This window comes from Streptomyces sp. NPDC002055 (assembly GCF_040296705.1).
GTDB lineage: Bacteria > Actinomycetota > Actinomycetes > Streptomycetales > Streptomycetaceae > Streptomyces.
Genome location: NZ_JBEOXS010000029.1, coordinates 23,127 through 46,957, shown reverse-complemented (window position 1 = coordinate 46,957; position 23,831 = coordinate 23,127). Strand labels below are relative to the sequence as shown.

The 23,831-nt window shown below is 67.3% G+C and carries 36 protein-coding genes and 1 pseudogene; all 37 read right to left on the bottom strand.

All coding sequences use genetic code 11. The features are described from left to right. Nucleotides 1-120 precede the first annotated feature (120 nt). Nucleotides 121-1,143 carry a DNA-directed RNA polymerase subunit alpha gene (locus ABT112_RS19530; protein WP_010473911.1) on the bottom strand — a complete coding sequence of 341 codons (1,023 nt, stop codon included), beginning with the start codon at nucleotides 1,141-1,143 and terminating at the stop codon, nucleotides 121-123. Nucleotides 1,144-1,273: 130 nt separating this feature from the next. Further along, nucleotides 1,274-1,360, bottom strand: a pseudogene (locus ABT112_RS19525) (30S ribosomal protein S4); the annotation flags it as partial. A gap of 9 nt (nucleotides 1,361-1,369) precedes the next feature. After that, a complete protein-coding gene (gene rpsK, locus ABT112_RS19520; RefSeq protein ID WP_009715860.1) occupies nucleotides 1,370-1,774 on the bottom strand; it encodes a 30S ribosomal protein S11 in 405 nt (134 codons plus the stop codon). 66 nt (nucleotides 1,775-1,840) lie between these two features. Beyond that, the gene (rpsM, locus tag ABT112_RS19515) at nucleotides 1,841-2,221 is read right to left on the bottom strand and encodes a 30S ribosomal protein S13 (RefSeq protein WP_351511188.1); all 381 of its coding nucleotides are present in this window, start codon (nucleotides 2,219-2,221) and stop codon (nucleotides 1,841-1,843) included. 196 nt (nucleotides 2,222-2,417) lie between these two features. After that, nucleotides 2,418-2,531, bottom strand: a complete 114-nt coding sequence (rpmJ, locus tag ABT112_RS19510) for a 50S ribosomal protein L36 (protein ID WP_003956441.1) — start codon at nucleotides 2,529-2,531, stop codon at nucleotides 2,418-2,420. A gap of 59 nt (nucleotides 2,532-2,590) precedes the next feature. Next, nucleotides 2,591-2,812 (bottom strand): translation initiation factor IF-1, encoded by a 222-nt coding sequence (gene infA / locus ABT112_RS19505; RefSeq protein WP_003956442.1) that lies wholly within the window; start codon nucleotides 2,810-2,812, stop codon nucleotides 2,591-2,593. 139 nt (nucleotides 2,813-2,951) lie between these two features. Continuing rightward, the gene (gene map / locus ABT112_RS19500) at nucleotides 2,952-3,788 is read right to left on the bottom strand and encodes a type I methionyl aminopeptidase (RefSeq protein WP_351511186.1); all 837 of its coding nucleotides are present in this window, start codon (nucleotides 3,786-3,788) and stop codon (nucleotides 2,952-2,954) included. A gap of 175 nt (nucleotides 3,789-3,963) precedes the next feature. After that, on the bottom strand, nucleotides 3,964-4,620 hold the full coding sequence (locus ABT112_RS19495) for an adenylate kinase (protein WP_351511184.1): 657 nt from the start codon (nucleotides 4,618-4,620) through the stop codon (nucleotides 3,964-3,966). Then, a complete protein-coding gene (gene secY, locus ABT112_RS19490; RefSeq protein ID WP_351511182.1) occupies nucleotides 4,620-5,933 on the bottom strand; it encodes a preprotein translocase subunit SecY in 1,314 nt (437 codons plus the stop codon). The genes ABT112_RS19495 and secY overlap by 1 nt, the downstream gene beginning before the upstream one ends. Before the next feature lie 226 nt (nucleotides 5,934-6,159). Continuing rightward, on the bottom strand, nucleotides 6,160-6,615 hold the full coding sequence (gene rplO / locus ABT112_RS19485) for a 50S ribosomal protein L15 (RefSeq protein WP_351511181.1): 456 nt from the start codon (nucleotides 6,613-6,615) through the stop codon (nucleotides 6,160-6,162). 1 nt (nucleotide 6,616) lies between these two features. Next, nucleotides 6,617-6,799 (bottom strand): 50S ribosomal protein L30, encoded by a 183-nt coding sequence (gene rpmD, locus ABT112_RS19480; protein WP_351511179.1) that lies wholly within the window; start codon nucleotides 6,797-6,799, stop codon nucleotides 6,617-6,619. Nucleotides 6,800-6,801: 2 nt separating this feature from the next. Then, complete coding sequence (gene rpsE / locus ABT112_RS19475; protein ID WP_351511177.1) at nucleotides 6,802-7,407, bottom strand: 30S ribosomal protein S5; 606 nt, start codon at nucleotides 7,405-7,407, stop codon at nucleotides 6,802-6,804. Nucleotides 7,408-7,476: 69 nt separating this feature from the next. Then, nucleotides 7,477-7,860 (bottom strand): 50S ribosomal protein L18, encoded by a 384-nt coding sequence (gene rplR, locus ABT112_RS19470; protein WP_351511175.1) that lies wholly within the window; start codon nucleotides 7,858-7,860, stop codon nucleotides 7,477-7,479. Between the two features lie 3 nt (nucleotides 7,861-7,863). Further along, the gene (gene rplF, locus ABT112_RS19465) at nucleotides 7,864-8,403 is read right to left on the bottom strand and encodes a 50S ribosomal protein L6 (protein WP_351511173.1); all 540 of its coding nucleotides are present in this window, start codon (nucleotides 8,401-8,403) and stop codon (nucleotides 7,864-7,866) included. 21 nt (nucleotides 8,404-8,424) lie between these two features. After that, nucleotides 8,425-8,823 carry a 30S ribosomal protein S8 gene (gene rpsH, locus ABT112_RS19460; protein WP_351511171.1) on the bottom strand — a complete coding sequence of 133 codons (399 nt, stop codon included), beginning with the start codon at nucleotides 8,821-8,823 and terminating at the stop codon, nucleotides 8,425-8,427. Nucleotides 8,824-9,043: 220 nt separating this feature from the next. After that, the gene (locus tag ABT112_RS19455; RefSeq protein ID WP_003956452.1) at nucleotides 9,044-9,229 is read right to left on the bottom strand and encodes a type Z 30S ribosomal protein S14; all 186 of its coding nucleotides are present in this window, start codon (nucleotides 9,227-9,229) and stop codon (nucleotides 9,044-9,046) included. Between the two features lie 2 nt (nucleotides 9,230-9,231). Then, nucleotides 9,232-9,792: a 50S ribosomal protein L5 gene (rplE, locus tag ABT112_RS19450; protein ID WP_351511170.1), complete on the bottom strand. Its 561-nt coding sequence runs from the start codon at nucleotides 9,790-9,792 to the stop codon at nucleotides 9,232-9,234. Beyond that, nucleotides 9,792-10,115 (bottom strand): 50S ribosomal protein L24, encoded by a 324-nt coding sequence (gene rplX, locus ABT112_RS19445; protein WP_351511168.1) that lies wholly within the window; start codon nucleotides 10,113-10,115, stop codon nucleotides 9,792-9,794. The genes rplE and rplX overlap by 1 nt, the downstream gene beginning before the upstream one ends. A 3-nt stretch (nucleotides 10,116-10,118) precedes the next feature. Then, the gene (rplN, locus tag ABT112_RS19440; protein ID WP_003992364.1) at nucleotides 10,119-10,487 is read right to left on the bottom strand and encodes a 50S ribosomal protein L14; all 369 of its coding nucleotides are present in this window, start codon (nucleotides 10,485-10,487) and stop codon (nucleotides 10,119-10,121) included. Between the two features lie 130 nt (nucleotides 10,488-10,617). Beyond that, nucleotides 10,618-10,899 carry a 30S ribosomal protein S17 gene (gene rpsQ / locus ABT112_RS19435; RefSeq protein WP_351511166.1) on the bottom strand — a complete coding sequence of 94 codons (282 nt, stop codon included), beginning with the start codon at nucleotides 10,897-10,899 and terminating at the stop codon, nucleotides 10,618-10,620. Beyond that, nucleotides 10,899-11,123: a 50S ribosomal protein L29 gene (rpmC, locus tag ABT112_RS19430; RefSeq protein ID WP_043264893.1), complete on the bottom strand. Its 225-nt coding sequence runs from the start codon at nucleotides 11,121-11,123 to the stop codon at nucleotides 10,899-10,901. The genes rpsQ and rpmC overlap by 1 nt, the downstream gene beginning before the upstream one ends. Further along, a complete protein-coding gene (rplP, locus tag ABT112_RS19425) occupies nucleotides 11,123-11,542 on the bottom strand; it encodes a 50S ribosomal protein L16 (protein ID WP_351511164.1) in 420 nt (139 codons plus the stop codon). The genes rpmC and rplP overlap by 1 nt, the downstream gene beginning before the upstream one ends. 5 nt (nucleotides 11,543-11,547) lie before the next feature. Next, complete coding sequence (gene rpsC, locus ABT112_RS19420) at nucleotides 11,548-12,384, bottom strand: 30S ribosomal protein S3 (protein WP_351511162.1); 837 nt, start codon at nucleotides 12,382-12,384, stop codon at nucleotides 11,548-11,550. Then, complete coding sequence (gene rplV, locus ABT112_RS19415) at nucleotides 12,384-12,731, bottom strand: 50S ribosomal protein L22 (protein ID WP_003974262.1); 348 nt, start codon at nucleotides 12,729-12,731, stop codon at nucleotides 12,384-12,386. Before rplV ends, rpsC begins: the two co-directional genes overlap by 1 nt. Before the next feature lie 44 nt (nucleotides 12,732-12,775). After that, nucleotides 12,776-13,057: a 30S ribosomal protein S19 gene (rpsS, locus tag ABT112_RS19410; RefSeq protein ID WP_351511160.1), complete on the bottom strand. Its 282-nt coding sequence runs from the start codon at nucleotides 13,055-13,057 to the stop codon at nucleotides 12,776-12,778. Between the two features lie 12 nt (nucleotides 13,058-13,069). Further along, nucleotides 13,070-13,906 carry a 50S ribosomal protein L2 gene (rplB, locus tag ABT112_RS19405; RefSeq protein WP_351511158.1) on the bottom strand — a complete coding sequence of 279 codons (837 nt, stop codon included), beginning with the start codon at nucleotides 13,904-13,906 and terminating at the stop codon, nucleotides 13,070-13,072. A gap of 47 nt (nucleotides 13,907-13,953) precedes the next feature. After that, entirely contained in the window at nucleotides 13,954-14,286 is a 333-nt protein-coding gene (gene rplW / locus ABT112_RS19400; RefSeq protein ID WP_351511156.1) for a 50S ribosomal protein L23, read from the bottom strand. Next, nucleotides 14,286-14,960 carry a 50S ribosomal protein L4 gene (rplD, locus tag ABT112_RS19395; RefSeq protein WP_351511154.1) on the bottom strand — a complete coding sequence of 225 codons (675 nt, stop codon included), beginning with the start codon at nucleotides 14,958-14,960 and terminating at the stop codon, nucleotides 14,286-14,288. Before rplD ends, rplW begins: the two co-directional genes overlap by 1 nt. Nucleotides 14,961-14,968: 8 nt before the next feature. After that, nucleotides 14,969-15,613 (bottom strand): 50S ribosomal protein L3, encoded by a 645-nt coding sequence (gene rplC, locus ABT112_RS19390; RefSeq protein WP_351511152.1) that lies wholly within the window; start codon nucleotides 15,611-15,613, stop codon nucleotides 14,969-14,971. A 13-nt stretch (nucleotides 15,614-15,626) separates the two neighbouring features. Next, nucleotides 15,627-15,935 (bottom strand): 30S ribosomal protein S10, encoded by a 309-nt coding sequence (gene rpsJ, locus ABT112_RS19385; RefSeq protein ID WP_003948644.1) that lies wholly within the window; start codon nucleotides 15,933-15,935, stop codon nucleotides 15,627-15,629. A gap of 452 nt (nucleotides 15,936-16,387) precedes the next feature. After that, nucleotides 16,388-17,581: an elongation factor Tu gene (gene tuf, locus ABT112_RS19380; RefSeq protein WP_351511150.1), complete on the bottom strand. Its 1,194-nt coding sequence runs from the start codon at nucleotides 17,579-17,581 to the stop codon at nucleotides 16,388-16,390. 211 nt (nucleotides 17,582-17,792) lie between these two features. Further along, nucleotides 17,793-19,913 (bottom strand): elongation factor G, encoded by a 2,121-nt coding sequence (gene fusA / locus ABT112_RS19375; RefSeq protein WP_351511148.1) that lies wholly within the window; start codon nucleotides 19,911-19,913, stop codon nucleotides 17,793-17,795. 38 nt (nucleotides 19,914-19,951) lie between these two features. Then, nucleotides 19,952-20,422, bottom strand: a complete 471-nt coding sequence (rpsG, locus tag ABT112_RS19370) for a 30S ribosomal protein S7 (RefSeq protein ID WP_019707816.1) — start codon at nucleotides 20,420-20,422, stop codon at nucleotides 19,952-19,954. A 2-nt stretch (nucleotides 20,423-20,424) separates the two neighbouring features. Then, on the bottom strand, nucleotides 20,425-20,796 hold the full coding sequence (gene rpsL / locus ABT112_RS19365) for a 30S ribosomal protein S12 (protein WP_003948652.1): 372 nt from the start codon (nucleotides 20,794-20,796) through the stop codon (nucleotides 20,425-20,427). A gap of 528 nt (nucleotides 20,797-21,324) precedes the next feature. Then, entirely contained in the window at nucleotides 21,325-21,981 is a 657-nt protein-coding gene (locus tag ABT112_RS19360; protein WP_351511145.1) for a LysE family translocator, read from the bottom strand. A gap of 222 nt (nucleotides 21,982-22,203) precedes the next feature. Further along, on the bottom strand, nucleotides 22,204-22,761 hold the full coding sequence (locus ABT112_RS19355) for an NADPH-dependent FMN reductase (RefSeq protein ID WP_351511144.1): 558 nt from the start codon (nucleotides 22,759-22,761) through the stop codon (nucleotides 22,204-22,206). Beyond that, nucleotides 22,758-23,816 carry a MupA/Atu3671 family FMN-dependent luciferase-like monooxygenase gene (locus ABT112_RS19350; RefSeq protein ID WP_351511142.1) on the bottom strand — a complete coding sequence of 353 codons (1,059 nt, stop codon included), beginning with the start codon at nucleotides 23,814-23,816 and terminating at the stop codon, nucleotides 22,758-22,760. The genes ABT112_RS19355 and ABT112_RS19350 overlap by 4 nt, the downstream gene beginning before the upstream one ends. Between the last annotated feature and the right edge of the window lie 15 nt (nucleotides 23,817-23,831).

Here is a 23,831-nt window from a genome sequence, read left to right as displayed (position 1 = left end):
CGCACGGGCTGCTGCCCGCCGGAAGGTCTTGCATCGGGCCCGGCGAAGGGCCCGATCCACGCCCCGGCGGGGCCCTGACCTGCGGCTTTCACCGCGGGCCCGGTCCCCGCCGGAGAGGGATCAGTACTGCTCGGTCTCCACGAAACCGGCGTCCGCGTCGTCGTCGGCGCCGAAGGCGTCGGCGGCGGCGGTCGGGTCGAATCCGGGCGGGCTGTCCTTGAGGGCCAGGCCCATGCCGGCCAGCTTCGCCTTGACCTCGTCGATCGACTTCGCACCGAAGTTGCGGATGTCGAGCAGGTCGGCCTCGGAGCGGGCGACGAGCTCACCCACGGAGTGGATGCCCTCACGCTTGAGGCAGTTGTACGAGCGGACCGTGAGCTCGAGCTCCTCGATCGGCAGCGCCAGGTCGGCGGCGAGGGCGGCGTCCGTCGGGGACGGGCCCATGTCGATGCCCTCGGCGTCGATGTTGAGCTCGCGGGCCAGACCGAACAGCTCGACCAGGGTCTTACCGGCCGACGCCATGGCGTCGCGCGGACGCATCGCCTGCTTGGTCTCGACGTCGACGATCAGCTTGTCGAAGTCGGTGCGCTGCTCGACACGGGTCGCCTCGACCTTGTAGGTGACCTTGAGCACCGGGCTGTAGATGGAGTCGACCGGGATCCGGCCGATCTCCTGGCCCAGCTGCTTGTTCTGCACGGCGGAGACGTAGCCGCGACCGCGCTCGACGGTCAGCTCCATCTCCAGCTTGCCCTTGCCGTTCAGGGTGGCGAGCACCAGGTCGGGGTTGTGCACCTCGACGCCGGCCGGCGGGGCGATGTCCGCAGCGGTGACCAGGCCGGGACCCTGCTTGCGCAGGTACATCACGACCGGCTCGTCGTGCTCCGAGGAGACGACCAGCTGCTTGATGTTGAGGATGAGGTCGGTGACGTCCTCCTTGACGCCCGGCACGGTGGTGAACTCGTGCAGGACCCCGTCGATCCGGATGCTGGTGACAGCGGCGCCGGGGATCGAGGAGAGGAGCGTACGACGCAGGGAGTTGCCGAGGGTGTAGCCGAAGCCCGGCTCCAGCGGCTCGATCACGAACCGGGAGCGGTACTCGTCGACGACCTCTTCGGTCAGAGAGGGACGCTGAGCGATCAGCATGAAAATTGCCTCCAGTCTTCGGCACCCGCTATTTGATGCCGATGCCCCGGGCGGCAGCCCGGAGTCGATACTGCAAGGGTACGGGCGGCACGGCCCGAATGGGTCGTACCGCCCGTACCGCCCGGCCCTACTACTTGGAGTAGAGCCCGACGATCAGCTGCTCCTGCACCTGGGTGTCGATCACCTGGCGCTCGGGCAGCGCATGCACGAGGATGCGCTCCTCGGGTCAGACGCGGCGGCGCTTCGGCGGGCGGCATCCGTTGTGCGGAGTGGGGGTGACGTCCTGGATCGAACCCACCTCGAGGCCGGTGGCCTGGAGGGAGCGGATCGCGGTCTCACGGCCGGAGCCGGGACCCTTCACGAAGACGTCGACCTTGCGCATGCCGTGCTCCTGCGCGCGGCGGGCGGCCGACTCGGCGGCCATCTGCGCGGCGAAGGGGGTGGACTTGCGCGAGCCCTTGAAGCCGACGTGGCCGGCAGAGGCCCAAGAAATCACGTTCCCGGTCGGGTCGGTGATCGAAACGATCGTGTTGTTGAACGTGCTCTTGATGTGAGCGTGCCCGTGGGCGACGTTCTTCTTCTCCTTGCGGCGCACCTTCTTGGCGCCGGCCGTACGGCTCTTCGGAGGCATACTTGGTAACTCCCGTGGAGGTGGTCGGTCCTACAGCTCGGACCGCTGGGCAGCGTCCGGTGAGGACTACTTCTTGCCCGGCTTCTTCTTGCCGGCGATCGCGCGACGCGGGCCCTTGCGGGTGCGGGCGTTGGTGCTCGTGCGCTGACCGTGGACCGGCAGGCCACGGCGGTGACGAAGACCCTGGTAGCAGCCGATCTCGACCTTGCGGCGGATGTCGGCCTGAATCTCGCGACGGAGGTCACCCTCGGTCTTGAAGGTCTGGTCCACGTACTCGCGGATCTTGACCAGGTCCTCTTCGGCCAGGTCGCGAACGCGGGTGTCGGGGTTCACACCAGTGTTCTTCAGGGTCTCCTGAGCACGGGTGCGACCAATGCCGAAGACGTAGGTAAGGGCGACCTCCACGCGCTTTTCGCGCGGAAGATCAACGCCTTCGATGCGTGCCATTGATGTGGCTCCTGATGGCTATGCGGAGGTCTTCCGCAGCACCGCTCCCGGCCGCCGGAGCGCTCTCGGGCGCCCGACGAAAATCCCCGGGTCCCCGGCCTCCGACCGGGGGTGTCCTCCCCACTGCTGGGGAAGGGGTGACTGCGTATGTACGAATGTGCGTCGCGCGAAGAAACTGCGAGGTGCAGGTCGTGCGTCAGCCCTGGCGCTGCTTGTGGCGCAGGTTGTCGCAGATGACCATGACCCGGCCGTGGCGGCGGATCACCTTGCACTTGTCGCAGATCTTCTTGACGCTCGGCTTGACCTTCATGGGATGTGAGGTTCTCCGGGTCAGTGCCGGTCCCCCGCGGACGAGGGCCTCGGCAAGATCTACTTGTAGCGGTAGACGATCCGACCGCGCGTCAGGTCGTAGGGAGAGAGCTCCACGACGACCCGGTCATCCGGGAGGATACGGATGTAGTGCATCCGCATCTTGCCGCTGATGTGCGCGAGGACCTTGTGACCGTTCTGGAGCTCCACCTTGAACATGGCGTTCGGCAGGGACTCGATCACGGTGCCCTCGATCTCGATGGCACCTTGCTTCTTGGCCACGCTTCGCCCTTCGAATCGGCTACCTTGATCGGCCCTCGCTACGCATGCGGACACACGGATACACGAGAGCCGACGCGTCAGTCTACGCCAGGGCACTCGGAAAGACGAATCGAGGAAGGATGCCCCGTAGCGTAGATCATTAAGCCAGCGGGTCCGGCGCGGTGGTGACGCCGTACTCGGCGAGCTTCGCCTTTCCGCCGTCGACGGCGGTCAGGACCAGCGGGCCCTCCTCGGTCAGCGCGACCGAGTGCTCCCAGTGGCTGCTCCAGCTGCCGTCGTCGGTCTTGACGGTCCAGTCGTCCTCCAGGACGTGGGTCCGCGGCGTGCCGAGGCCGACCATCGGCTCGATCGCGATGCAGAAGCCCGGCACCAGCTTGGGGCCGCGGCCGCGGCGCCGCTCGACGTAGTTCAGCAGGTGCGGGTCCATGTGCATCTCGGAGCCGATGCCGTGGCCCCCGTAGTCCTCGATGATCCCGTACTTCCCGGTGGCCGGGCGGGGCTGCCGGCGGATGTAGGTCTCGATGGCCCGGGAGATGTCGACCAGCCGGTTGCCGTTCTTCACCGCGGCGATGCCGGCCCACATGGACTCCTCGGTCACCCGGGAGAGCTCGTGGAGCTCCGGGGCGTGTCCGGTGCCCACGAAGACGGTGAGGGCCGCGTCGCCGTGCCAGCCTTCGATGATGGCGCCGGCGTCGATCGAGAGCAGGTCACCGTCCTTCAGGACCGTGTCGGTGTCCGGGATGCCGTGCACCACGATGTCGTTCACCGAGGTGCAGATGGTGGCCGGGAAGCCGCCGTAGCCGAGGAAGTTCGACTTGGCGCCGTTCTCGGCGAGCACCTTGCGCGCGACGTCGTCCAGGTCCTTGGTGGTGGCGCCCGGCACGGCGGCCGCACGGCACGCGTCGTGGATCTTCGCCACGACCAGCCCCGCCGCCCGCATCTTGGCGATCTGCTCCGGGGTCTTGATCTCCACCATGGGTTCTCCTGCTGCCTCTCCGCGGTCACGCCGCCACTGTCGCGGAGGGGAATCGTCTCCGCTGGGTTCCTCGATGAATCGGTTGTCGTCCTTACGGTAACCGGCCAACCGAAAACGGCCGCGGTGTCCGGGGACACCACGGCCGTTCCGTGCTCTGTTCCGATCCGTGCAGGCCTCAGGCGGCGTTCTGCCGGAGCGCCTCCATGGCCCGCTGGGTCACCTCGGTCACCTTGCCGAGCGCCGAGATCGTCACCACCAGGCCCTGGGCCTTGTAGTAGTCGATGATCGGCTCGGTCTCGCGGTGGTAGACCTCGAGGCGCTTGCGGACCGTTTCCTCGGTGTCGTCCTCCCGCTGGTACAGCTCGCCGCCGCAGTGGTCGCAGACCCCTTCGGCCTTCGGCGCGCTGTAGGTCACGTGGAAGACGTGGCTGCTGTCGCTGCGGCAGATGCGGCGGCCCGCGATCCGCTTGACGACCTCGTCCTCCGGGACCTCGAGGTCGAGCACCGCGTCGAGGCGGATGCTCTTCTCGTCGAGGATCTCGTCCAGGACCTTGGCCTGGTTGAGGTTGCGGGGGAAGCCGTCCAGCAGGAAGCCGTCCGCCGCGTCCGGCTCCTCCAGGCGTGCCTTGGCCATCCCGATGGTGACCTCGTCCGGCACCAGCTGGCCGGCCTTCATGTACTCCTGCGCCTTCTTGCCGAGGGGCGTGCCCTGGCTGATGTTGGCGCGGAAGAGGTCTCCCGTGGAGATGTGCGGGATCGACAGATTCTTGGCGAGGTACGCGGCCTGCGTGCCCTTGCCCGCACCGGGCGGCCCGACGAGGACGATTCGCATCAGCGGAGGAACCCTTCGTAGTTACGCTGCTGAAGCTGGCTCTCGATCTGCTTCACGGTTTCCAGACCCACACCCACGATGATCAGGATGCTCGTCCCGCCGAACGGGAAGTTCTGGTTGGCACCGAAACCTGCCAACGCCGTCGTCGGCACAAGTGCGATCAAGCCCAGGTACAGCGACCCCGGCCAGGTGATCCGATTGAGCACGTAGCTCAGGTACTCAGCAGTAGGTCGACCAGCCCGGATGCCCGGGATGAAGCCACCATACTTCTTCATGTTGTCCGCGACTTCCTCGGGGTTGAACGAGATCGCCACGTAGAAGAACGCGAAGAAAACGATCAGGAGGAAGTACGTGACCATGTAATACGGGTGGTCGCCCTTGACCAGATGGGTGTTGATCCACGTCGCCCAGCCCGCCTTCGAGCCACTGAACTGCACCAGCAGGGCCGGGATGTAGAGCAGCGAGGAGGCGAAGATGACAGGAATCACACCTGCCTGGTTCACCTTGAGCGGGATGTACGTGGACGTGCCGCCGTAGGACCTGCGGCCGATCATGCGCTTCGCGTACTGCACCGGGATCCGGCGCTGGGCCTGCTCCACGAAGACGACCAGGCCCACCATCGCCAGACCGACCAGGATCACCACACCGAACTCGACCCAGCCGTCGGCGATCTTGCCCTGCTGCTTGATCGACCAGAGCGCGGACGGGAAGCCGGCCGCGATCGAGATGAACATCAGGATCGACATGCCGTTGCCGATGCCGCGGTCGGTGACGAGCTCACCGAGCCACATGATCAGGCAGGTGCCGGCGGTCATGGTGATGACCATCGTGATGGTCATGAAGATCGAACGGTCCGGGATGATCTGCGCCGCCCGGTCGCACTGCGGGAAGAGCGAGCCGCCCTGGGCCGTGGCCACCAGGCCGGTCCCCTGGAGCACCGCCAGCGCCACCGTCAGGTACCGGGTGTACTGCGTGATCTTGGCCTGGCCGGACGACCCCTCCTTCTTGAGGGCCTCCAGCCGTGGAATGACCACGGTCAGCAGCTGCAGGATGATGCTCGCCGTGATGTACGGCATGATCCCGAGCGCGAAGATCGTCAGCTGCAGCAGTGCGCCGCCGCTGAACATGTTGACCAGGCCGAAGAGGCCCTGGGTGCCCTCTGCCTGCTTCACACACGCATTGACGTCCGGGAAGCTGACTCCGGGCAGCGGGATGTGCGCCCCGAGCCGGAACAGCACGATGATGCCGAGTGTGAACAGCAGTTTTTTGCGCAGGTCGGGCGTCTTGAACGCTCGGGCGAACGCGGTGAGCACGGTGCCTCCTGCGACCCCCGCGTATCGGCGCGAGAGGTGACGGTCGTGAGAATCGACGAATACTGATCAGTCAAAAGCCGCACGGGCACAGTCCGCGCGGCCCGGGGCGAGCCCCGGTGTTTACAGCAATACTGCACGCCACCATACCGGCGCACGTGCCCCCCTTGGAACGACCAACCGGGGATGCCCCATTTGAGGGCATCCCCGGCCGGATGAGTCATCGGGCTCAGACGAGCTCGGTGACGGTGCCGCCAGCGGCGGTGATCTTCTCCTTGGCGGAGCCGGAGACGGCGTCGACCGTCACCTGCAGCGCCACGGTGATCTCGCCGGTGCCGAGCACCTTGACGAGCTGGTTCTTGCGAACCGCACCCTTGGCGACCAGATCGGCCACCGTGACCTCGCCACCCTGCGGGTAGAGCGCGGCCAGCTTGTCCAGGTTCACGACCTGGAACTCGGTGCGGAACGGGTTCTTGAAGCCCTTGAGCTTCGGGAGCCGCATGTGGAGGGGCATCTGCCCGCCCTCGAAGCGCTCCGGAACCTGGTAGCGGGCCTTGGTGCCCTTGGTGCCACGACCAGCGGTCTTACCCTTGGACGCCTCACCACGACCCACACGGGTCTTGGCGGTCTTGGCGCCCGGGGCGGGCCGGAGGTTGTGGACCTTCAGCGGGTTCTGCTCCGCCATGTCAGTCGACCTCCTCGACCGTCACGAGGTGCCGCACGGTGTTCGCCATGCCGCGGATCTCGGGGCGGTCCTCCTTGACAACCACGTCGTTCAGGCGCTTCAGCCCGAGCGAACGCAGCGTGTCGCGGTGGTTCTGCTTGCTGCCGATGTAGGACTTCGTCTGCGTGATCTTGAGGCGGGCCATGCTCACGCACCCGCCCCGGCACGCGCACGCAGCAGGGCTGCGGGAGCGACGTCCTCGAGGGGCAGGCCACGACGGGCGGCGATCTCCTCGGGGCGCTGCAGCCCACGGAGAGCCTCCACCGTGGCGTGCACGATGTTGATCGGGTTCGACGAGCCGAGCGACTTGCTGAGCACGTCGTGAATGCCCGCGCACTCCAGCACGGCGCGCACCGGGCCACCGGCGATCACACCGGTACCGGGGGAAGCCGGCTTGAGCAGGACGACGCCCGCAGCCTTCTCGCCCTGGATGGGGTGGGGGATGGTGCCCTGGATCCGGGGGACCTTGAAGAAGTGCTTCTTGGCCTCCTCCACACCCTTGGCGATGGCGGCCGGCACCTCCTTGGCCTTGCCGTATCCGACACCCACGGTGCCGTCACCGTCGCCCACCACGACCAGCGCGGTGAAGCTGAAGCGACGACCACCCTTCACAACCTTGGCGACGCGGTTGATCGCGACGACACGCTCGACGTAGGCGGTCTTCTCGGCGGCAGCGCCGCCGTCCCGCCGGTCCTTCCGGTCCCGCCGCTCGCCGCCACCGGCACCGCTCCCGCGGCGCTGGGGTCCAGCCATTGGAATTACCTCTCTCGTTTACGTCCGCTAGCTACGCAGCGACACTCGATCGCTGGCGCGACGGTCGGCTCAGAACTTGAGTCCGGCCTCGCGGGCGGCGTCAGCCAGAGCGGCAATCCGCCCTGCGTACTTGTTACCACCGCGGTCGAACACGACGGCCTCGATGCCGGCGGCCTTGGCACGCTCGGCGACCAGGGCGCCGACCTGCTGGGCCTGCGCGCTCTTGTCGGCCTCGCCACCGCGGATGGACGTGTCCAGGGTCGACGCCGAAGCGAGCGTGTGGCCCGCGATGTCGTCGATGACCTGGGCGACCATGTGGCGGTTGGACCGCGTCACGACCAGGCGGGGACGCTCCGACGTTCCGGAGATCCGCTTACGGACGCGGATGTGGCGACGCTTGAGAGCAGCACCCTTGTAGGCCTTGCCCTTGGCGATCTTCACACCGTATGCCATGGCTTACTTACCAGCCTTTCCGACCTTGCGGCGGATGACCTCGCCCGCGTACTTGACGCCCTTGGCCTTGTACGGGTCGGGCTTCCGCAGCTTGCGGATGTTGGCGGCGACCTCGCCGACCTTCTGCTTGTCGATGCCCTCGACGCTGAGCTTGGTCGGGGACTCGACCTTGAAGGTGATGCCTTCCGGCGCCTCGACGAGGATCGGGTGGCTGTAGCCCAGGGAGAACTCCAGGTTGGAGCCCTTCGCCTGGACGCGGTAACCGACACCGCTGATCTCGAGCGCCTTGCTGTACCCCGTGGTCACACCGGTGATCATGTTCGCCACCAGCGTGCGGGACAGGCCGTGGAGGGCCTTGTTCAGACGCTCGTCGTTCGGGCGGGTGACGTTGATCACGCCGTCCTCACCCTTGGCGACCTCGATGGGCGCGGCGACGGTGTGCGAGAGAGAACCCTTGGGGCCCTTCACTGCGACCGTACGGCCATCGATGGTGACGTCCACGCCGGCGGGAACCTGGATGGGCAGCTTGCCAATACGCGACATGAGCTTTTCCTCCGTTCCCGACTACCAGACGTAGGCGAGGACTTCCCCACCCACGCCCTTCTTGCTGGCCTGCTGTCCGGTCAGGAGACCGTGGGACGTGGAGATGATCGCCACGCCCAGGCCGCCGAGGACCTTCGGCAGATTGGTGGACTTTGCGTAGACCCGCAGGCCCGGCTTCGAAATCCGCTTGATGCCGGCGATCGAGCGCTCGCGGTTGGGGCCGAACTTCAGCTCGAGGACGAGGTTCTTGCCGACCTCGGCGTCCTCGACCTTCCAGCCGATGATGAAGCCCTCCTGCTGGAGGATCTCCGCGATGTGCGACTTGATCTTGCTGTGCGGCATCACGACGGAGTCGTGGTAAGCCGAGTTAGCGTTTCGCAGACGGGTCAACATGTCTGCGATCGGATCGGTCATGGTCATGATGGCCTTCGGCCTCTCTCGCCGGGGTTTCCTATGTGCGCCATCCCTCTCCCCGAACGATGTCGGGACGGGTGCGGCGCGGGGACCTACGGCGTAGTAAGACGGTCATGGGCGGCGGGCGCCCAACCCCTCTACTCTACGGGAGCGCAGAGGGGCTTTTTGTACGGGAGCCCGCCAACCATTTGCTTACCGAGAGCCCGGCATCACCCCAGAGGGGTGATTACCAGGAGCTCTTGGTCACGCCCGGCAGCTCGCCACGGTGAGCCATCTCACGAAGGCACACGCGGCAGAGGCCGAACTTGCGGTAGACGGAGTGCGGCCGGCCGCAGCGCTGGCAGCGGGTGTACGCGCGCACACCGAACTTCGGCTTGCGGGCGGCCTTAGCGATCAGAGCCTTCTTCGCCACGGTCAGTTCTCCTTGAACGGGAAGCCGAGGTGACGCAGCAGGGCACGGCCCTCGTCGTCGTTGGTCGCCGTGGTGACCACGGTGATGTCCATACCCCGGACCCGGTCGATCTTGTCCTGGTCGATCTCGTGGAACATGACCTGCTCCGTGAGACCGAAGGTGTAGTTGCCCCGGCCGTCGAACTGCTTCGGCGACAGACCGCGGAAGTCGCGGATGCGCGGCAGCGCGAGCGACAGCAGGCGGTCCAGGAACTCCCACATGCGGTCACCGCGGAGGGTGACGTGGGCACCGATCGGCTGGCCCTCACGCAGCTTGAACTGCGCGATGGACTTACGGGCCTTGGTGACGGACGGCTTCTGGCCGGTGATCGTGGTGAGGTCGCGGATGGCGCCCTCGATCAGCTTGGAGTCGCGGGCGGCGTCGCCCACACCCATGTTGACCACGATCTTGGTCAGACCAGGGATCTGCATGACGTTCTCGTAGGAGAACTCGTCCTTCAGCTTGCCCTGGATGTCGTCGCGGTAGCGCTGCTTGAGGCGCGGTGCGTTGGTGGTGGCAGTCATCAGATGTCCTCACCGGTCCGCTTGGCAACGCGGATCTTGTTGCCTTCGTCGTCGAAGCGGTATCCGACGCGGGTGACAACCTTGTTGCCGTCCTTCTCCACCACGAGCTGAACATTGCTCACGTGGATCGGGGCCTCGGTCGTCACGATGCCGCCGGTCTTGGAACCGCGAGCGGTCTGACCGGCCTTGGTGTGCTTCTTGACCCGGTTGACACCCTCGACCAGAACACGGTCGTCAGCGGGGAAGGCCTGAATGACCTTGCCCTGCTTGCCCTTGTCCTTACCGGTGATGACCTGGACCAGGTCGCCCTTCTTGATCTTCATCGGTTACAGCACCTCCGGCGCGAGCGAGATGATCTTCATGAACTTCTTCTCGCGCAGCTCACGGCCCACGGGGCCGAAGATACGGGTGCCGCGGGGGTCGCCATCGTTCTTGAGGATGACGGCCGCGTTCTCGTCGAAGCGGATGTACGAGCCGTCCGGACGGCGGCGCTCCTTGACGGTGCGAACGATGACCGCCTTGATGACGTCACCCTTCTTCACGTTGCCACCGGGGATCGCATCCTTCACGGTGGCGACGATGACGTCACCGATGCCCGCGTAGCGGCGACCGGAACCACCGAGAACACGGATGCAAAGGATCTCCTTCGCACCAGTGTTGTCGGCGACGCGCAGTCGCGACTCCTGCTGGATCACGTCTATCTCCTGATCGTCTGCCGGTTCCCGGCAGGGACTGGATCTCTCCAGTCCCTGCCGAGCCTGGCGGAACTGTCCAGAAGGCGAATGCCTTCAGGATGGATCTTGGAAATTCCCTTGCGGGAATTGCCTACTTGGCCTTCTCGAGGATCTCGACGACGCGCCAGCGCTTCGTCGCGGACAGCGGCCGGGTCTCCATGAGGAGGACGCGGTCGCCGACACCCGCGGCGTTCTGCTCGTCGTGCGCCTTGAGCTTGTTGGTACGGCGGATGACCTTGCCGTACAGCGCGTGCTTGACGCGGTCCTCGACGGCGACGACGACGGTCTTGTCCATCTTGTCGCTGACGACGAGACCCTCACGGGTCTTGCGGAAGCCGCGGTCGTTCGTCTCAGTCACATTCTTCTCGCTCATCAGGCGCTCTCCACCGTCTCGATGCCCAGCTCGCGCTCACGCATCAGGGTGTAGATCCGGGCGATGTCCTTGCGGACGGCCTTCAGCCGGCCGTGGTTCTCGAGCTGTCCGGTCGCCGCCTGGAAGCGGAGGTTGAACAGCTCCTCCTTGGCCTCGCGCAGCTTGGCAACGAGTTCCTCGTTGTTCAGCTCGCGCAGCTCGGTCGCCTTGGTACCGGCCGCCATCACGACTCACCTGCCTCGCGCCGGACGATCCGGCACTTCATCGGAAGCTTGTGGGCGGCGCGGGTCAGCGCCTCCTTAGCAACCTTCTCGTTCGGGTAGGACAGCTCGAACATCACCCGACCGGGCTTGACGTTCGCGATCCACCACTCCGGCGAACCCTTACCGGAACCCATGCGGGTCTCGGCAGGCTTCTTCGTGAGCGGCCGGTCCGGGTAGATGTTGATCCAGACCTTGCCGCCACGCTTGATGTGGCGGGTCATGGCGATACGGGCCGACTCGATCTGACGGTTCGTCACGTAGGCCGGGGTCACCGCCTGGATGCCGTACTCGCCGAACGCAAGCTCGGTGCCACCCTTGGCCATGCCGTTGCGCTTCGGGTGGTGCTGCTTGCGGTGCTTGACCCTACGGGGGATCAGCATGACGGTCAGGCCTCCGTTCCGGTGGACTCGGCCGGAGCGGCAGCGGCGGGAGCCTCGGCCTTGGGGGCCTCGGCAGCCGGAGCCGACTGCTGCTGCGGCTTGCGGCCGCGACCGCCACGCTCGCCACCACGGCCACCACGGGCCGGGCGGTCGTTGCCGCCACGGGCCGGGCGGTTGCCGGCGCGGGCAGCGGCGTTCTCGGCGCGGACCTCGGCGATGTTCTTGACGTCGCCCTTGTAGATCCAGACCTTCACGCCGATGCGGCCGAAGGTCGTCTTGGCCTCGAAGAAGCCGTAGTCGACGTTCGCGCGGAGCGTGTGCAGGGGCACACGGCCCTCGCGGTAGAACTCCGAGCGGGACATCTCGGCGCCGCCGAGACGGCCACCGCACTGGATCTTGATGCCCTTGGCGCCGGCCTTCATCGTCGACTGCATGCTCTTGCGCATGGCGCGACGGAAGGAGACGCGGGAGGACAGCTGCTCGGCCACGGCCTGGGCAACCAGCTGAGCGTCGGTCTCGGGGTTCTTGACCTCGAGGATGTTCAGCTGGACCTGCTTGCCGGTGAGCTTCTCCAGCTCGCCGCGGATGCGGTCGGCCTCCGCGCCGCGACGGCCGATGACGATGCCCGGCCGGGCGGTGTGGATGTCGACGCGGACGCGGTCGCGGGTGCGCTCGATCTCAACCTTCGAGATGCCGGCCCGCTCCATGCCCTTCGTCATCATCCGGCGGATGGCGACGTCTTCCTTGACGTAGTCCTTGTACAGCTTGTCGGCGTACCAACGGGACTTGAAGTCCGTGGTGATGCCGAGCCGGAACCCGTGCGGGTTAACCTTCTGGCCCATTACCGGGTTCCTTCCTTGCTGCTGACGACCACAGTGATGTGGCTGGTCCGCTTGCGGATCCGGTAGGCGCGGCCCTGGGCGCGCGGACGGAACCGCTTCAGGGTCGGGCCCTCGTCGACGTACGCCTCGGAGATGAAGAGGCTGTCGGCGTCGGTGTGGTCGTAGTTGTGCGCGGCATTGGCAATGGCGCTGTCCAGCACCTTGCCAACCGGCACGCTCGCGGCCTGCGGGGCGAAACGCAGGACCGCCTGGGCCTCCGTGGCGTCCATGCCACGGATGAGGTCCACCACGCGGCGGGCCTTCATGGGCGTGACGCGGATGTACCGCGCCTGGGCCCTGGCTTCCATGGTTGTCCCTTCGGTGTCAGTCATAGTCTTCGCACCCCGCCTTGTCAGCGACGCTTCGACTTGCGGTCGTCCTTGACGTGGCCGCGGAAGGTGCGGGTCGGCGCAAACTCGCCGAGCTTGTGGCCGACCATGGACTCGGTGACGAACACCGGAACATGGGTCTTGCCGTTGTGCACCGCGATCGTGTGGCCCAGCATCGCCGGGACGATCATCGAGCGACGGGACCAGGTCTTGATGACGTTCTTGGAACCGGCTTCGTTCTGGACATCCACCTTCTTGATCAGGTGGTCGTCGACGAAGGGCCCCTTCTTGAGACTGCGCGGCATCTGAACCCGCTCCTAGCGCTTCTTGTTCGTCTTGCGGCGGCGGACGATGTACTTGTTGCTGGCCTTCTTCGGCGAGCGAGTACGACCCTCCTTCTGACCCCAGGGCGAGACCGGGTGGCGACCACCGGAGGTCTTGCCCTCACCACCACCGTGCGGGTGGTCGACGGGGTTCATGGCGACACCGCGGACGGTCGGGCGAACGCCCTTCCAGCGCATACGGCCGGCCTTGCCCCAGTTGATGTTCGACTGCTCGGCGTTGCCGACCTCGCCAACAGTGGCGCGGCAGCGGATGTCGACCAGACGGACCTCGCCGGAGGGCATCCGCAGGTGGGCGTAGGTGCCCTCCTTCGCCAGCAGCTGGACGGAAGAGCCCGCGGAACGGGCGATCTTCGCGCCGCCGCCGGGGCGGAGCTCGATGGCGTGGATGACCGTACCCACCGGGATGTTGCGCAGCGGGAGGTTGTTGCCCGGCTTGATGTCGGCGCCCGCGCCGTTCTCAATCCGGTCGCCCTGGCCCAGCTTGGCCGGGGCGAGGATGTAGCGCTTCTCGCCGTCTGCGTAGTGCAGGAGCGCGATGCGCGCAGTGCGGTTCGGGTCGTACTCGATGTGCGCGACCTTGGCCGGCACGCCGTCCTTGTCGTGACGACGGAAGTCGATCACGCGGTAGGCGCGCTTGTGGCCACCGCCCTGGTGGCGAACGGTCACACGACCGGCGTTGTTACGGCCGCCCTTGCTGTGCAGCGGGCGGACCAGCGACTTCTCCGGCGTGGACCGCGTGATCTCGACGAAGTCGGCGACGCTGGAGCCACGACGGCCCGGGGTCGTCGGCTTGTACTTGCGGATTCCCATTTCTCAGTCCTCGGAAGATTCCGGACTTCTGGACGCTCCGGCCTCCGTTAGGAGACCGGGCCGCCGAAGATGTCGATGCGGTCGCCCTCGGCAAGGGTCACGATGGCGCGCTTGGTGTCCTTGCGCTTGCCGAAACCGGTGCGGGTGCGCTTGCGCTTGCCCTGCCGGTTGATCGTGTTCACCCCGGTGACCTTGACCGAGAAGACCGCCTCGACGGCCTGCTTGATCTGGGTCTTGTTGGCACGCGGGTCGACGAGGAACGTGTACTTGTTCTCGTCCAGCAGCGCGTAGCTCTTCTCGGACACCACCGGCTTGACCAGAATGTCACGGGGGTCCGTGAAGGTCTTGCTGGTGACGACCGCTGCAGTTGCCTCGCTCATCAGGCGTCGCTCCCTTCGAGCTCAGCCTCGGAGGCGACGGCCTTACCGGCCTTGGCCGGACCGGCCACAAAGGCCTCGAAGGCGGCCTGCGTGAAGACCACGTCATCGGAGACGAGCACGTCGTACGTGTTCAGCTGGCCCGGCTCCAGGATGTGCACCTGGGGCAGGTTGCGGGCGGACAGCCACGCGGCCTCGTCGGACCGGTCGGCGACCAGGAGCAGGTTCTTGCGCTCGCTGATCCTGCCGAACAGGGTCTTGGCGGCCTTGGTGGAGACCTCGCCCTCGACCACGCCGGCGACGACGTGGATGCGGTTGTGGCGCGCCCGGTCGGAGAGGGCACCGCGCAGGGCGGCGGCCTTCATCTTCTTCGGGGTCCGCTGCGAGTAGTCACGCGGCACGGGACCGTGCACGACGCCACCACCGGCGAACTGCGGGGCGCGGGTCGAGCCCTGACGGGCGCGGCCGGTGCCCTTCTGGCGGTACGGCTTCTTGCCGCCGCCGCGGACCTCGCCACGGGTCTTGGTCTTGTGCGTGCCCTGACGGGCCGCGGCCAGCTGTGCGACGACGACCTGGTGGATCAGCGGAACGCTGACCTGCACGTCGAAGATCTCCGTGGGGAGCTCGACGGTCCCGGCCTTGTCGCCAGCCGGCGAAAGGATGTCAATGGTGCTCATCGGTTACCTCAGGCCCCCTTGGCCGCGGTACGGACCAGGACGAGGCCGCCGTTCGGACCAGGAACCGCTCCCTTGATCAGGAGCAGGCCCTTCTCCGCGTCAACGGCGTGGACGGTCAGGTTCTGGGTGGTGACCCGCTCGTTGCCCATGCGGCCGGCCATGCGCAGGCCCTTGAACACGCGGCCCGGGGTGGCGCAGCCACCGATGGAGCCCGGCGAGCGGTGCTTGCGCTGGGTGCCGTGGCCGGCGCCGAGGCCGCCGAAGCCGTGGCGCTTCATGACACCGGCGGTGCCCTTGCCCTTGCTGGTGCCGGTCACGTCGACCTTCACACCGGACTCGAACACCTCGGCGGTGACCTCCTGGCCGAGCGTGTACTCGCTGGCGTCAGCGGTACGCAGCTCCACCAGGTGGCGGCGCGGGGTGACGTCCGCCTTGGCGAAGTGGCCCTTGAGGGGCTTGTTCACCTTGCGGGGGTCGATCTCGCCGAAGGCGATCTGGACGGCGTTGTAGCCGTCGGCGTCGTCGGTGCGGACCTGGGTCACGACGCAGGGACCGGCCTTGACGACGGTGACCGGGACGACACGGTTCTTCTCGTCCCACACCTGCGTCATGCCGAGCTTCTCGCCCAGGACGCCCTTGATCTGCTTAGCCATCTCGCGCGTCACCTCAGAGCTTGATCTCGATGTCGACGCCCGCCGGCAGGTCGAGACGCATGAGCGAGTCGACCGTCTTCGGCGTGGGGTCGAGGATGTCGATGAGGCGCTTGTGCGTGCGCATCTCGAAGTGCTCGCGCGAGTCCTTGTACTTGTGCGGCGACTTGATGACGCAGTACACGTTCTTCTCTGTGGGCAGCGGCACCGGGCCCGCGACCGACGCACCAGTGCGGGTCACCGTCTCGACGATCTTCTTCGCCGAGGAGTCGATGACCTCGTGGTCGTAGGCCTTGAGCCGGATGCGGATCTTCTGTCCCGCCATGGCTACTTCGTAGTCCTGTCTCTCGTAACGCTCTGGGACCCGGTGTGCTGTGCCTCGGGGGAGGCACCGTTCTTCTCCGACCCACGCGGTCGGGCGTGTCGCGATCCTTCTCAAGAAAATTCCGTACGGAATTCCCTGCGAAAGGGTGCGCGGCGCCGAACCGCGGCCGGGGGAGAACACCCACCGGGTGCCTGGCTGGGGCCCCGCTGACACTTCCCGGAAGATTCCCGTACTTCCACCTCTGATAAGAGATGACGAGTACTGCGGGACTCGCTTCCAGTCCTCCCGGCGGGAGGCGTGCAGCATCGGCACTCAACCGAGCAACCTGGACAGTGTGCCACACCTGGGACGCCCAAGGCCAATCGAGGCCCAACTGTCAAGGAGCCCCGCCCACCTGACGGTGGGCGGGGCTCCTCGGGTTGCTCTGTCGAGCTACCGGGTCAGACCGATGATCACTTGGTGATCTTGGTGACCTGGCCGGCGCCGACGGTCCGGCCACCCTCACGGATGGCGAACTTGAGGCCCTCCTCCATGGCGACCGGCTGGATCAGCTGGACGGACATGGTGGTGTTGTCGCCCGGCATGACCATCTCGGTGCCCTCGGGGAGGGTCACGACGCCGGTCACGTCCGTGGTACGGAAGTAGAACTGCGGGCGGTAGTTGTTGAAGAACGGGGTGTGACGGCCACCCTCGTCCTTCGACAGGATGTAGGCCTGGGCCTCGAACTCGGTGTGCGGCGTGACCGAACCCGGCTTGATGATGACCTGGCCGCGCTCGACGTCCTCACGCTTGATGCCACGGAGGAGCAGACCGACGTTCTCACCGGCCTGGCCCTCGTCGAGCAGCTTGCGGAACATCTCGATGCCGGTGACCGTGGTGGTGGTCTTCTCGGTCTTGATGCCGATGATGTCGACGGTCTCGTTGACCTTCAGGACACCACGCTCGATACGGCCGGTGACGACCGTACCGCGACCGGTGATGGTGAAGACGTCCTCGATCGGCATGAGGAACGGCTTGTCGACGTCACGCTCCGGAGTCGGAATGTTGTCGTCGACGGCCTTCATCAGGTTGAGGACGGACTCGCCCCACTCCTTGTCGCCCTCGAGCGCCTTGAGCGCCGAGACCTTGACGACCGGAACCTCGTCACCCGGGAACTCGTACTCCGAGAGGAGCTCACGGACCTCGAGCTCGACGAGCTCCAGGATCTCCTCGTCGTCCACCATGTCGGCCTTGTTCAGGGCGACGACGATGTACGGAACGCCGACCTGGCGGGCCAGGAGCACGTGCTCCTTGGTCTGCGGCATCGGGCCGTCGGTGGCGGCGACCACGAGGATGGCGCCGTCCATCTGCGCCGCACCGGTGATCATGTTCTTGATGTAGTCCGCGTGACCCGGGCAGTCAACGTGGGCGTAGTGACGCGAGTCGGTCTGGTACTCGACGTGCGCGATGGAGATCGTGATACCGCGCTGGCGCTCTTCCGGCGCCTTGTCGATCATGTCGAAGGCCGAGGCCTCGTTCAGGTCCGGGAACGCGTCGTGCAGCACCTTGGTGATCGCCGCGGTAAGAGTGGTCTTACCGTGGTCGATGTGACCGATGGTGCCGATGTTGACGTGCGGCTTAGTCCGCTCGAACTTCGCCTTCGCCACTGGGGTCCTCCTGTGGACTGGTGCTGTACTCCACCCGCTCTTTTTGCGGATGGGTTCAGGTGGTCTGACCGAACCGACCAGGACCCCTAGGGGACGCCCTTGGCCGTATTCGCTTGGGGGCCGGCGCCCGGGTCCCGCCGCAGACCGCTGTGCGGCCTGCGACGGAACGTCCGGGTGCCTTTGCTCCAGCCTAAACGCTGAGCAGCAGGTGCTACTCGCCCTTGGCCTTCGCGATGATCTCCTCGGCGACGTTCCGCGGAACCTCGGCGTAGGAGTCGAACTGCATGGAGTAGCTCGCGCGACCGGAGGTCTTGCTGCGCAGGTCTCCCACGTAGCCGAACATCTCCGACAGCGGCACCAGGCCGGTGACCAGCTTGGCGCCCGACCGCTCCTCCATGGACTGGATCTGTCCACGGCGGGAGTTGATGTCGCCGATCACGTCGCCCATGTAGTCCTCGGGCGTGGTGACCTCGACCTTCATCATCGGCTCGAGCAGGGCCGGGCTGGCCTTGCGGGCGGCCTCCTTGAAGGCCATCGAACCGGCGATCTTGAACGCCAGCTCCGAGGAGTCGACGTCGTGGAAGGCACCGTCGAGCAGCGTCACCTTCACGCCGGTCAGCGGGTAGCCGGCGAGTACACCGAACTCCATGGCCTCCTGGCAGCCCGCGTCCACGGACGGGATGTACTCCCGCGGGATACGGCCACCGGTGACCTTGTTCTCGAACTCGTAGCCTTCGCCCTCGAGCGGCGCGATCGCGATCTGCACCTTCGCGAACTGGCCGGAACCACCAGTCTGCTTCTTGTGCGTGTAGTCGACCTTGTCGACCGCCTTGCGCAGCGTCTCGCGGTACGCGACCTGCGGCTTACCGACGTTGGCCTCGACCCGGAACTCACGCTTCATACGGTCGACCAGCACGTCGAGGTGCAGCTCGCCCATACCCGCGATGATGGTCTGGCCGGTCTCCTCGTCGGTGTTGACCTGGAAGGACGGGTCCTCCTCGGCCAGCCGCTGGATCGCGACGCCCAGCTTCTCCTGGTCGCCCTTCGACTTGGGCTCGATGGCGACCTGGATGACCGGAGCCGGGAAGTCCATCGACTCCAGGATCACCGGGTTCGACGAGTCGCAGAGGGTCTCACCGGTGGTGGTCTGCTTCAGACCCATGACGGCGATGATGTCGCCGGCACCCACCGAGTCGATCTCCTCACGCTTGTTCGCGTGCATCCGGTAGATCTTGCCGATGCGCTCCTTCTTGCCCTTGACGGAGTTCTGCACCTGCGTGCCGGACTCCAGGCGGCCCGAGTACACCCGGACGAAGGTGAGCTTGCCCAGGTGGGGGTCGCTCGAGATCTTGAAGGCCAGCGCCGACAGCGGCTCGTCCTCGGACGGCTTGCGGGTGATGACCTCGTCGGGGTTGTTGACCGCGTGGCCCTCGATGGCCTCGACGTCGAGCGGCGAGGGGAGGTAGCGGACAACGGCGTCGAGCAGGGGCTGAACGCCCTTGTTCTTGAACGCGGTGCCACAGAACACGGGGGTGACGGTGGTGCCGCCGCCCTTGCCGGAGCTGATGGTGATGCGACGGATCGCCTCGTACAGCTGCTCCTCGGTGGGCTCCTGGCCCTCAAGGTACAGCTCCATCATCTCTTCGTCGTTCTCGGCGACGGCCTCGAGCAGCTTGCCGCGCCACTCGTCGGCCGCCTCGGCGTGGGTCTCCGGGATGTCGATCGTGTCGTACATCTCGCCCTTGGTCGCCTCGGCGGACCAGACGTAGGCCTTCATCGTCACCAGGTCGATGACGCCCTTGAAGTCCGCCTCCGCGCCGATCGGCAGCTGCATGACCAGCGGAACCGCGCCCAGGCGGTCCACGATCATGTCCACGCAGCGGTGGAACTCGGCACCGGTACGGTCCAGCTTGTTGACGAAGCAGATGCGCGGAACGCCGTAGCGGTCCGCCTGACGCCACACGGTCTCGGACTGCGGCTCGACACCGGCAACACCGTCGAACACCGTCACGGCACCGTCGAGCACGCGCAGACAGCGCTCCACCTCAACGGTGAAGTCGACGTGCCCGGGGGTGTCGATGATGTTGATCGTGTGGTCGACGTTCGCCAGCGGCCAGTGGCAGGTGGTGGCAGCGGACGTGATCGTGATGCCACGCTCCTGCTCCTGCTCCATCCAGTCCATCGTGGCAGCGCCGTCGTGGACCTCACCGATCTTGTAGCTCACACCGGTGTAGAACAGGATCCGCTCGGTGGTGGTCGTCTTGCCCGCGTCGATGTGGGCCATGATCCCGATGTTGCGGACCTTGGCCAGGTCAAGCGAAGTGGTGGCCATATGGCTCAGTCTTCTCTCGGTCTCGATGGGGGTAGCGACTACCAGCGGTAGTGCGCGAAGGCCTTGTTGGACTCGGCCATCTTGTGGGTGTCCTCGCGACGCTTGACGGAGGCGCCGAGACCGTTGCTGGCGTCCAGCAGCTCGTTCATCAGGCGCTCGGTCATGGTCTTCTCGCGACGGGCGCGCGAGTAGCCCACGAGCCAGCGGAGGGCGAGGGTGGAGGCGCGGCCGGGCTTGACCTCGACCGGCACCTGGTAGGTGGCGCCACCGACACGGCGGGACTTGACCTCGAGCGTCGGCTTGATGTTCTCGAGCGCGCGCTTGAGCGTGATGACCGGGTCGTTGCCGGTCTTCTCGCGCAGGCCCTCCATGGCGCCGTACACGATGCGCTCAGCGGTGGAACGCTTGCCGTTCAGCAGCACCTTGTTGATGAGCGAGGTGACAAGAGGAGAGCCGTAGACCGGGTCGATGATGACCGGGCGCTTCGGGGCGGGGCCCTTACGAGGCATTCTTACTTCTCCTTCTTGGCGCCGTAGCGGCTGCGGGCCTGCTTGCGGTTCTTGACACCCTGGGTGTCGAGCGAACCGCGGATGATCTTGTAGCGAACACCCGGCAGGTCCTTCACACGACCGCCACGCACGAGCACGATGGAGTGCTCCTGCAGGTTGTGTCCCTCACCCGGGATGTAAGCGGTGACCTCGATCCCGCTGGTCAGACGCACACGCGCGACCTTACGCAGGGCCGAGTTCGGCTTCTTCGGGGTGGTGGTGAACACGCGCGTGCAGACGCCGCGGCGCTGAGGGGATCCCTCGAGTGCGGGCGTCTTGTTCTTCTCGACCTTGTCCTGCCGGCCCTTCCGGACCAGCTGCTGGATCGTAGGCACCGTTTCTCCGGTTTCTGTGTGCCGACTCGTGAAGCTAACCTGGGACCTCCCCCGACCCACGCGGTCGGGTGTGTCGCCGACCTCATACGTTTCCCGTGAACGGGAAGTGCATATGTGGTCGGTGCATCGGCCTCGGCATCCTGTGCGGCGGACACCCCGGCCGGGGGCCGGGTGCGTGCACGCACAAGAACCCGGGCACACCCCAGGCACAAGGTCTGAGCGTACCTATCGCATCGACTCCGGTCAAAACAAATGCCCACGCCGGGCGGCCCGAGGGGCTGTCCGACACATAGCGCCGTCGCCCGTAGGGCGGCCCCGCGGCGTCTGGTGCGTGCGATCGCAAGGCGGAGGGAGGAGAGCGCAGCGGGCTGCGCCGACGACCGACAACGTAGCGAGCGTGCGTGCCAGACGCCGCGGGGCAGGCGGGATGTGTCAGACAGGCCCTCGGGGCTGCCCGGCGTAGGCATTGCGACGGGGCCTGCCCGGCGTGGGCTCCGCGACCGGCGTGGGCTCCGGGACGTTCGCGGGTCAGCCCCGGGTCGCGGGGCGCCCCGCGAACAGGGCGGCCCCCGCGAGCGCCAGGTACGTCCCGCCGGTGACGTACTTCTGGCTCCGGCGGAACCGCTCGTGCCGGGCCAGCCAGCGGGCGACCCCCGAGGAGGCCAGCGCGTAGCACAGGTCGAGCCCCAGGGCGACGAGGAAGAAGACCAGCCCCAGGACGAGGGACTGGGTCAGCACCGAGCCCCGCTCCGGCGCCACGTACTGCGGCAGCAGCGCCAGGAAGAAGAGGGCGACCTTGGGGTTGAGGATGTTGACCAGGGCCCCGCGCCGCAGCAGCCGCAGCGCGGTGGCGCCGGCCGCGGCGTCGCCGGGCAGGCCCTCGTCCACGGGGGCGCGCAGCGCCCGCACCGCCAGGTAGAGCAGATAGGCCACCCCGGCGTACTTCAGCAGGTCGAAGGCGAGCGCCGAGGCGGCGATCAGGGCGGAGAGCCCCACCACCGTGCCCAGGACGTGCACCAGCGTGCCGAGCTCCACGCCCAGCGCCGCGGCGAAGGCGGCGCGCCGGCCCTGGACGACGCCCTGGCTCAGGATGAACAGCATGTTGGGCCCCGGTACGGCGATCAGAGCCAGGGCGGTGACGAAGAACAGCGCCAGCGTGGACGCCTCGGGCAGGGTCGGTTCCACCGGGTTCCCCCTTCGGTGCGGATGCGGATCACCGGTGCGGCCGGCGGTGCGGGCGGCACCGGGGCCGCCCCGCGGGAGGGCGGGTCGTACCGGGGCCGGGACGGCGGGGCCCACCGGTGCCGCGGTGGCGGCTCATACGGGTGCCGGCGCCTCAGCGGCGGCTCATACGGGTGCCGGTGCCGCAGCGGCGGCTCGTACCGGTGCCGGCGCCGCGGTGGCGGCTCATACCGGTGCCACCGCCGCGGCGCGGAACGCCCGGACCAGCTCGGCCAGCTCCGCCAGCCCGGCGTCGACCCGCTCCAGCAGGGCCCCCGGGGCCTCGGCCCGGCCCAGCTCCGGCCGTTCGGCGACGATCTGGGTGGGTGCGGCCCAGCCGCCGAGCGAGCGCACCACCGAGCGGAGGTGGTCGCAGGCGGTGGCGCCGTTGTGCAGGCTGACCGCGGTGGCGGCGAGCAGCACCGGCTTGCCGGCCAGCGCGCCGGACGGCAGGTGGTCCAGGGTGTTCTTCAGCGCCCCGGAGAGGGAGCCGTGCTGCACGGGGGTGGTGAGGACGACGGCGTCGGCCTCCGTCACCTCGCTCAGCAGCAGGCCGACCCGCGGGTCCTCGTACAGCTCACCGGAGGCGTAGCGCTCGGGGGCCAGGACGGCGAGGGTGAGCAGGGAGCGGTCCAGCTCCCGGGGGTCGAAGCCGGCCTGCCCGGCCCGCTCCCGCACGAGGGCGGTCAGGCGGTGGCAGCCGGAGGTCACGGCGGCGGTGCCGGAGACCAGGCACAGTCTCATCGGGTGCTCCGTGCGGTCCAGGCCTCGCGGAGGCGTCCGAGGTGGGTCAGCGAGTCGAGCACCGCGTCGTCGTCGACGCCGAAGTCGATCAGGCAGGCGACCTCGTCCACGCCCGCCGCCTCGATCCGCTCCAGCAGCGGTATCAGGTCCTCGACGGTGCCGAAGAGGCCGCCGGTGTCGAAGTACTTGCCGAAGGAGTGCTCGACGAGGAAGTCCAGGTCCTCCGGGTCGAGGTCGTCCGGTTCGACGCCGGGCAGGATGTCGCCGGCGGCCTTCATGATCAGCCCGAGGGAGCTGCGGATGTAGGCGCTGAACGGTTCGCGCACCCGCTCCCGGACCGCATCGCGGTCGGTGCCGACGAAGGTGTGGAGCATCAGGGCGACCTTGCCGGCCGCCGGGTTCTCCGGAGCGGTGGCGGGGAGCGCCGCCCGGTATTCGGCGATCTTCTTCTCCAGCTCGGCGAGCTCCTGGCCGAGCAGATGGGTCAGGACGCCGTAGCCCTGGGCTCCGGCGTGCCGGAAGGTGTCGGCGCTGCCCGCGCTGGTGAGCCAGACCGGCAGGTGGGGCCGGACCGGGGCGGGGAAGGAGCGGACGGTCGCCTCCTTGCCCTCCCCGTCGGTCAGCCGGACGCTCTCGCCGCGCCAGAGGCCGCGCACGGTCTCGATGGTCTCGGTGAGGATCTGCTTGCGGCCGGCGTAGTTCTCCGGGCGGAGCGCGAAGTCCTCGGCGTGCCAGCCGGAGGCGAAGGCGAGGCCGGCCCGGCCGCGGGAGAGGTTGTCGACGACCGCCCACTCCTCGGCGATGCGCACCGGGTGGTGCAGCGGTCCGACGACGCTGCCGGCGCGGACGTCGACCCGTTCGGTGACGGCGGCGACGGCGGCGCCGGTCACCGCGGGGTTGGGGTACGGCCCGCCGAACTCGTGGAAGTGGCGTTCCGGCGTCCAGACGGCGCTGAATCCGTGCCGGTCGGCGAAGCGTGCGCCGTCGAGCAGCAGTCGGTAGCCGTCGTCACCGGAGCGCTGTCCGGCGGCGAAGTAGAAGAGGCTGAACTCCACGGGAAGCCCTCTCTG

What these genes read in the sequence shown, in the direction of transcription:
- ABT112_RS19530 (WP_010473911.1), bottom strand. Translation starts at nt 1,143, where the DNA reads ATGCTGATCGCTCAGCGTCCCTCTCTGACCGAAGAGGTCGTCGACGAG.
- rpsK (WP_009715860.1), bottom strand. Translation starts at nt 1,774, where the DNA reads ATGCCTCCGAAGAGCCGTACGGCCGGCGCCAAGAAGGTGCGCCGCAAG.
- rpsM (WP_351511188.1), bottom strand. Translation starts at nt 2,221, where the DNA reads ATGGCACGCATCGAAGGCGTTGATCTTCCGCGCGAAAAGCGCGTGGAG.
- rpmJ (WP_003956441.1), bottom strand. Translation starts at nt 2,531, where the DNA reads ATGAAGGTCAAGCCGAGCGTCAAGAAGATCTGCGACAAGTGCAAGGTG.
- map (WP_351511186.1), bottom strand. Translation starts at nt 3,788, where the DNA reads ATGGTGGAGATCAAGACCCCGGAGCAGATCGCCAAGATGCGGGCGGCG.
- ABT112_RS19495 (WP_351511184.1), bottom strand. Translation starts at nt 4,620, where the DNA reads ATGCGAATCGTCCTCGTCGGGCCGCCCGGTGCGGGCAAGGGCACGCAG.
- rplO (WP_351511181.1), bottom strand. Translation starts at nt 6,615, where the DNA reads ATGGCGGAGCAGAACCCGCTGAAGGTCCACAACCTCCGGCCCGCCCCG.
- rpmD (WP_351511179.1), bottom strand. Translation starts at nt 6,799, where the DNA reads ATGGCCCGCCTCAAGATCACGCAGACGAAGTCCTACATCGGCAGCAAG.
- rpsE (WP_351511177.1), bottom strand. Translation starts at nt 7,407, where the DNA reads ATGGCTGGACCCCAGCGCCGCGGGAGCGGTGCCGGTGGCGGCGAGCGG.
- rplR (WP_351511175.1), bottom strand. Translation starts at nt 7,860, where the DNA reads ATGGCATACGGTGTGAAGATCGCCAAGGGCAAGGCCTACAAGGGTGCT.
- rplF (WP_351511173.1), bottom strand. Translation starts at nt 8,403, where the DNA reads ATGTCGCGTATTGGCAAGCTGCCCATCCAGGTTCCCGCCGGCGTGGAC.
- rpsH (WP_351511171.1), bottom strand. Translation starts at nt 8,823, where the DNA reads ATGACCATGACCGATCCGATCGCAGACATGTTGACCCGTCTGCGAAAC.
- rplE (WP_351511170.1), bottom strand. Translation starts at nt 9,792, where the DNA reads ATGACTGCCACCACCAACGCACCGCGCCTCAAGCAGCGCTACCGCGAC.
- rplX (WP_351511168.1), bottom strand. Translation starts at nt 10,115, where the DNA reads ATGAAGATCAAGAAGGGCGACCTGGTCCAGGTCATCACCGGTAAGGAC.
- rpsQ (WP_351511166.1), bottom strand. Translation starts at nt 10,899, where the DNA reads ATGAGCGAGAAGAATGTGACTGAGACGAACGACCGCGGCTTCCGCAAG.
- rpmC (WP_043264893.1), bottom strand. Translation starts at nt 11,123, where the DNA reads ATGGCGGCCGGTACCAAGGCGACCGAGCTGCGCGAGCTGAACAACGAG.
- rplP (WP_351511164.1), bottom strand. Translation starts at nt 11,542, where the DNA reads ATGCTGATCCCCCGTAGGGTCAAGCACCGCAAGCAGCACCACCCGAAG.
- rpsC (WP_351511162.1), bottom strand. Translation starts at nt 12,384, where the DNA reads ATGGGCCAGAAGGTTAACCCGCACGGGTTCCGGCTCGGCATCACCACG.
- rplV (WP_003974262.1), bottom strand. Translation starts at nt 12,731, where the DNA reads ATGGAAGCCAGGGCCCAGGCGCGGTACATCCGCGTCACGCCCATGAAG.
- rpsS (WP_351511160.1), bottom strand. Translation starts at nt 13,057, where the DNA reads ATGCCGCGCAGTCTCAAGAAGGGGCCCTTCGTCGACGACCACCTGATC.
- rplB (WP_351511158.1), bottom strand. Translation starts at nt 13,906, where the DNA reads ATGGGAATCCGCAAGTACAAGCCGACGACCCCGGGCCGTCGTGGCTCC.
- rplW (WP_351511156.1), bottom strand. Translation starts at nt 14,286, where the DNA reads ATGAGCGAGGCAACTGCAGCGGTCGTCACCAGCAAGACCTTCACGGAC.
- rplD (WP_351511154.1), bottom strand. Translation starts at nt 14,960, where the DNA reads ATGAGCACCATTGACATCCTTTCGCCGGCTGGCGACAAGGCCGGGACC.
- rplC (WP_351511152.1), bottom strand. Translation starts at nt 15,613, where the DNA reads ATGGCTAAGCAGATCAAGGGCGTCCTGGGCGAGAAGCTCGGCATGACG.
- rpsJ (WP_003948644.1), bottom strand. Translation starts at nt 15,935, where the DNA reads ATGGCGGGACAGAAGATCCGCATCCGGCTCAAGGCCTACGACCACGAG.
- fusA (WP_351511148.1), bottom strand. Translation starts at nt 19,913, where the DNA reads ATGGCCACCACTTCGCTTGACCTGGCCAAGGTCCGCAACATCGGGATC.
- rpsG (WP_019707816.1), bottom strand. Translation starts at nt 20,422, where the DNA reads ATGCCTCGTAAGGGCCCCGCCCCGAAGCGCCCGGTCATCATCGACCCG.
- ABT112_RS19355 (WP_351511144.1), bottom strand. Translation starts at nt 22,761, where the DNA reads ATGAGACTGTGCCTGGTCTCCGGCACCGCCGCCGTGACCTCCGGCTGC.